The sequence below is a fragment of the Bradyrhizobium sp. 137 genome, from assembly GCF_023074095.1.
Classification (GTDB): Bacteria; Pseudomonadota; Alphaproteobacteria; order Rhizobiales; family Xanthobacteraceae; genus Bradyrhizobium.
On sequence record NZ_JADPKU010000089.1, the window covers coordinates 1 to 4,768 of the forward strand.

The following is a 4,768-nucleotide window of genomic DNA, read 5'->3' on the forward strand; positions in this document are numbered from 1 at the left end:
TACGCCAACGCATGAGAGCGATTGCCGAGGTGCGCCGTCGCTTCGGCTATCGGCGCCTGCATGTTCTGCTCAGGCGGGAGGGCTATCTGGTCAACCACAAGAAACTGTTCCGGCTCTACCAGGAAGAGAGGCTCGCGGTCCGTCGCCGTGGTGGCCGCAAGCGGGCGCTCGGGACCAGGGCGCCGATGGTGGTGCCTATAGCGCCGAATGACCGCTGGTCGCTCGACTTCGTCTCGGACCAGCTCACCGATGGCCGCCGCTTCCGCATCCTGACCGTGGTCGACGAGTGCACGCGCGAATGCCTAGCGTTGGTGGCCGACACCTCGCTGTCGGGCTCGCGGGTGGCGCGGGAGCTGGACCGGCTGATCATCGAGCGCGGCAAGCCCAAAATGGTGGTCAGCGACAACGGCACCGAATTGACCAGCAACGCCATCCTGACATGGGCCGATCAGAGCCGCGTCGCCTGGCATTACATCGCGCCCGGCAAGCCGACGCAGAATGCCTTCATCGAAAGCTTCAATGGCCGTCTCCGAGACGAATTGTTGAACGAGACGCTGTTCACGTCGCTGGCCCAGGCCCGGGTCGAACTCGGACATTGGCGGGCCGACTACAACGATACGCGACCTCACTCGCAACTCGGATGGAAAACACCATCGGAGTTTGCCTTCACCTGCAACCCGCGACGGGATCTGGCGCTGCGCTATGCCGATGGCTCCGCACCAGCTCCCGTCGCTACCACCGCCCATTCGGGTAAATCCAACAGCCGGGGCGAACTCAGGACTGGATAAAACTTGGGGGCAACGTCAACCGCTTCGGCGTAAATTCTCGGACACGACATTCTACAGATGGTCGGCCTGGTCATCGTCATAATGGCAAGGCTAGTCCCAGTTGGCCTGCTCCGTTGCATTTGCGTATCGCTCTATTTTTCATCGTCTCCTATTTTTATGTTCGGCAAGGCCATGCCGATCCGTCATTGAGAATTGCGAAGATGTCCTCAGTGCTAAAATTCCGCAGCCATACGAGGCGAAATCTGAGACAAGTCCCTCATGCCAGAGAGTGCCCGGCATTGTGCCGAACGTCGCCACTCTGTTGTCGCAGGTTCAAGCTCTCGACATTCAAACAACAGATGACATTCGCTCGGGATGTCTTCATTTCTGAACTTGCGAGTAGCTCCATCCGATTGATGGTGGGACAGACAACTAAATGAAGCGGCCAAAACGACTCTACTGGCTCAGTCGGCGAAGATCGATTTGCTTATTGCAGAGACGCGCAGGGAGGCGGCGCATTTATTTGGAGAAACTAATTTGAGATTGGGGATTGCAGATGATGGAAAACAATCGAAAGGCGCACCGTGTTCGCTTTGAACACAAGCATACGGTCAGCATCATGGGTGTCGATGGGACGTGGCGACGAAGCTGCACTCTTGTCGACGCCTCTGCAACCGGTGCCAAGCTTGAAGTCGAGGGGTCAACAGATCCGCTGAAAGCACAGGAATTCTTCTTGGTTCTGTCCTCGACGGGTCTGGCATTTCGGCGCTGCGAGCTAATTTGGGTAGATGGTTCTCACGTCGGAGTTCAGTTCGTCACAGCAAAGACAACGGGTAAATCGAACGCAGAGAAACGTCTCGTCGGTTCACAATGAGACTTCGGATTTACGCATGATCGCTCAGAGGACAGACAGGCCTGTTGTTGGCACGCGTTTCAAGATGAGCGCGAGCTTGGTCATTCAACCGCGCCGGACGTCGGGAGTTGCTCTGGCAAATGACCGCCGGGACTATAAGCCAAACCCACGGCCGATCTCCCGGATCAGCCTGATCGCCGCGTCAGTATTGCGCCCACTGAAGAGCGCTCGACCAAGCTGAGAAAAGATGCCGTCCCAAATAGCGCGATAGCAATGCCTCTAAGCATGGTTTGGTCCGATTGAACGATGCTGAGCAAGTTCAAACACGGCCCCAGCCGCAGGATGGGGTAAACAGCCGGGGCCGGCATTCCCATTCCATGTGCCGCAATCGGCGGTACGCGGCACCCTTTAAGAGTAGGCACACAGAAGCTAACGAACTATTTCGAGAGACCCTGCTCGCTTCGTTCGGCTCGATGCGAGTCGTTGCTACGTGCCGTCTGGCTTCAGTGAGCTGTTGTACGATTTATTTCCTAGTCCTTTTGGGGCTTCAACTCGTGCCTGCGCTCTTGCGATCCCTGTTGTGGAAGGGCCCGCCACCGCGCAATGGGTAGCCAAATTTGCAAATGTTTATGTCTTCGTACAGCGAGGCGGAGATAGGCGCTCGCGCGTAAACGGACGAGCTGTAACAGGACGCAGAACAACTCCTGCCGCTGCGAGACCCGGGTCTTGCTTCATTTTCCATTCAAGTAGCGCCAGCCGGTGAATGCTTTCATAGGCTCAAATCTCGCGAATGCATTAGCTTCTCAATCAGTAAATGGCAACCATGCTCCCTGGCTTGCCACCGATAACGTGTCTTCGCATGGGATTACCGAACTCGCCGGTAGGAACGGCAGCAATGATTTAGATCAGACAAATGGCAACCTCTTGTTTACCGATAGGGACCTCTCAGACACGCATCAGGTAGGTGCAGTGCTTGAACAATCTTCCACCAATGGATGAATGCCGACGGAACAGCCTCATCGACGACGCTCCCGGCTGCTACCTCAGAAGCACTCATCCATGCTGTTCAAGCCGCACCGTTGAGCGACAGCACGAACGGAAATATTGGAGAAATTTCATGGAATTTCGGCACTGCTGATCACTATTTCGATTTCCTTGCAGCCGGTGAGTCACTGAGTGAGACATACGACGTCGCAGTTACGGACGACCACGGCGCCAGGTCCATCGAGCCGGTCACGATCGTAGTCAACGGTGGCCACGACAATCCCGTTGCCGTTCGTGACACCAACGGAATTGCCAAGGGGACCATCCTCTCAGTTTTCGCCGCAGCAGGGGCGCTTCGAGCAGGGGCGCAAGCTTGCAAGGGGGGTCATGCAGGCTGTCCCGCATGTTCAGTCCTTTGCAGCCTACATCGCCAACTGTGTGGCCGTGGGAGACTTGCTGGAGGCCAAAAAGGCCGGTATCCGCCTGTTGGAGTTTGATCCCTCATTGCAGTAGTTCTCGCTCGACCAACAACGCTAGGGATCGATAATTTGCGAGGTACTCTGTCTAAGCTGCGGCAGCCGCGGCGCCGACGTCCGGCCAGACTTCGAGCGAGGCAATCCCCGGCTCGCGATCTTGGGGCACCGCGCGGATTCCTGAGGAACAAAGGCCGCCATGGGTCGCTTGTGAGTCCCGCTAGCTCCCTGCCGAGCGGCCCCGGCACCATCCCTCCAGCTCCCCCCAGTAGCCGAAGCCGTCTCTCCGCAACTGTATTGGAGTAAGTGTATGCGTCTGTCCCCTTCGATCGTACCGCTCGATCGCCTGGAGGACGTTGGCGCGCCCTAGTTGCGCTTGGGCTCAACGGCCAGCTAGCCTATTTCCTGCCTTTCGATTTCCGGCTTAGCCACTCGTCAAGCTCCTCGGGGTGAATGCGCCAAGAGGGCGATACACCTTCCGCCGTTCGGGCCGTTAGCCGATAGCCTTTCTTGCGGAGCTTGGCTGCCAACTTCTTTGCACCGGCCTCATCCCCACATTCAACGGACATGCCTCCGTACTCGATGACCCAGTTTGGTTTCGATGCCTCACCTTTCCGCTGCGCCATTGCCTGGTCCTTTTCGACCAGCCCCCGCAGTACGAATTTAGCTGCGGAAGGTTATTAAATCGTTCCGGGAAGATTGCTGGATATGCGCGCCCTACACGAGGCGATCTCCACCTGCATGGTCAGCAAATCGAAGAAGAACGGACAGTGCATGAAGGGCCGGCAGCGTGAACCAGGACAGGCCGCCAACTGAGGCGGCCTTACTTATTTCCGCCGACTACACGAAGGCGCGGACTCGCTAGTTTGGCGAGAGAAACGCAAACTGGCGAGATCTCGCGGTCCTGGCGCTGAGCGCGCTTGCAATTAGGGCAGACAAAGAGGTGAGCGATTATCGACGGCGGATTGTCTCGCACCAACTCGGACCGAAATCACCTCATGCCGATGTGGCAATTAGGGCAGATCGGAGCTTCAAACTGCCCCCGCGCGTGCTTTAGCCGGTCCATGCATGTCCCCCTCTGTTTGGGAAAGACTAGCAAGGCGCGTTGGCCAGCAAAGTATCAAACGATACAGAACTCAAATTAGGCCACTGCGAAATCAAACTGGACCAGTAATGTCCGAAACAGGCCGATTTTGTTGAAAAAGGCGGCAGTTGCGACTCAAGGATAGCAGTGATTCAGTCTGTCTAATTGGCAGGACTGAAGATCATGATGGGGCAGCGGCAAGTCGAACAGGCTGCTTTGTTCTATGAGTTCTCGCTCGAGAAGCATATTCCCGCCGACCATCTCTTGAGATCGGTCGACAGGTTTGTCGATCTGCAAGAGATCAGGCAGGACCTGGCACCCTTCTACAGTAGCATCGGCCGACCTTCGATCGATCCTGAACTGATGATCCGGATGCTCCTAATCGGTTACTGCTTCGGCATCCGATCGGAACGGCGCCTATGCGATGAGGTTCACCTCAATTTGGCCTACCGGTGGTTTTGCCGGCTCGGTCTGGACGGGGTGGTGCCCGATCATTCGACATTCTCCAAGAACAGGCATGGCCGCTTCCGGCAGAGCGATCTCTTCCGTCGCGTGTTCGAGAGCGTGCTGCGGCGCTGCATCGAGGAACGACTGGTCGGCGGTGAAG

At 57.0% G+C, this 4,768-nt stretch carries 4 protein-coding genes; all 4 read left to right on the forward strand.

Translation table 11 applies throughout. The annotated features are described in order from the left end of the window. The coding region (locus IVA78_RS24745) for an IS3 family transposase (protein ID WP_247466789.1) at positions 1-788 on the forward strand (788 nt) is incomplete at its 5' end. Positions 789-1,323: 535 nt separating this feature from the next. Then, positions 1,324-1,641 (forward strand): PilZ domain-containing protein, encoded by a 318-nt coding sequence (locus IVA78_RS24750; RefSeq protein WP_247468355.1) that lies wholly within the window; start codon positions 1,324-1,326, stop codon positions 1,639-1,641. A 1,248-nt stretch (positions 1,642-2,889) separates the two neighbouring features. After that, positions 2,890-3,117 (forward strand): hypothetical protein, encoded by a 228-nt coding sequence (locus tag IVA78_RS24755; protein ID WP_247468357.1) that lies wholly within the window; start codon positions 2,890-2,892, stop codon positions 3,115-3,117. A gap of 1,227 nt (positions 3,118-4,344) precedes the next feature. Then, a partial coding sequence (locus IVA78_RS24760) for a transposase (RefSeq protein ID WP_247468359.1) occupies positions 4,345-4,768 on the forward strand: 424 nt, incomplete at its 3' end.

Coding starts and splice junctions, on each gene's coding strand:
- IVA78_RS24750 (WP_247468355.1), top strand. CDS start 1,324: ATGATGGAAAACAATCGAAAGGCGCACCGTGTTCGCTTTGAACACAAG.